This window comes from Roseateles sp. P5_E11 (assembly GCF_054049355.1).
The window spans coordinates 1-1,272 of record NZ_JBFUMO010000991.1 but is presented as its reverse complement, the minus strand read 5'-3'; the positions used below and the strand labels follow the sequence as shown (position 1 = coordinate 1,272).

1 protein-coding gene is annotated in these 1,272 nt (G+C 67.7%); it reads left to right on the top strand.

Translation table 11 applies throughout. The annotated features are described in order from the left end of the window. Window positions 1–1,272, top strand: a 1,272-nt coding sequence (locus tag ACXJKR_RS32780; protein WP_457326419.1) for a PKD domain-containing protein, incomplete at both ends; no start/stop codon positions are given.

Sequence of the window (1,272 nt, the reverse complement as noted above, 5' to 3'; positions counted from 1 at the left end):
TCGGGGACGGCACGAGCGCCAGCGGGGTGTCGGCCACGAAGAGCTACAGCGCGGCAGGCAGCTACACGGTGACGCTGACGGTGACCGACGCTGGAGGCCTGACCAACAGCAAGACGCAGGCGGTGGTGATCACGGCGCCGGCCAACCAGGCGCCGGTGGCCAACATCAGCGGCCCGACGAGTGGGCAGGTGGGCGCGAACCTGAGCTTCTCCGGTGCGGGGAGCACGGATGCGGAAGGCCCCATCGCCAACTACGCGTGGACGTTCGGSGACGGCACGAGYGCCAGCGGGGTGTCGGCCACGAAGAGCTACAGCGCGGCRGGCAGCTACACGGTGACGTTGACGGTGACCGACGCTGGAGGCCTGACCAACAGCAAGACGCAGGTGGTGGTGATCACGGCGGCAACGGGAGGACAGGCGGTCAATGTTGCTGCAGCCGCCAACGGCRGCGTCGCCACAGCGTCCAGCACTTTTGACTCCAGATTTCCCGCCAGCGCGGTCATCGACGGCGATCGGCTGGGGCTGAACTGGGGAGCGGGCGGYGCGTGGGCGGATGGCACTTCGGGCGTCTACCCGGACTGGGTGCAGATCGACTTCAACGGCATGCAGACGATCAGCGAAATCGATGTGTTCACGCTGCAGGACAACGCCTACTCGCCCTCAGTGCCGACGCTGGCGATGACGTTCAGCAACTTCGGTATCCTGCACTTCGAAGTCCAGTACTGGAACGGTRCCGGGTGGGTGGATGTGCCGGGCGGCAGCGTCATCAACAACAACAAGGTGTGGCGGCAGTTCGYCTTCGCGCCCATCACCACACAGCGCATCCGCGTGCTGGTGAACAGCTCGGCCTACTATCTCTCGCGCATTGYCGARGTGGAGGCGTGGACGCCGGGCAGCATGGCCAACCAGGCGCCGGTGGCCAACATCAGCGGCCCGACCAGCGGGCAGGTGGGCGCGAACCTGAGCTTCTCCGGCGCCGGCAGCACCGATGCGGAAGGCCCGATCGCCAGCTACGCGTGGACGTTCGGGGACGGCACGAGCGCCAGCGGGGTGTCGGCCACGAAGAGCTACAGCGCGGCAGGCAGCTACACGGTGACGCTGACGGTGACCGACGCTGGAGGCCTGACCAACAGCAAGACGCAGGCGGTGGTGATCACGGCGCCGGCCAACCAGGCGCCGGTGGCCAACATCAGCGGCCCGACGAGTGGGCAGGTGGGCGCGAACCTGAGCTTCTCCGGTGCGGGGAGCACGGATGCGGAAGGCCCCATCGCCA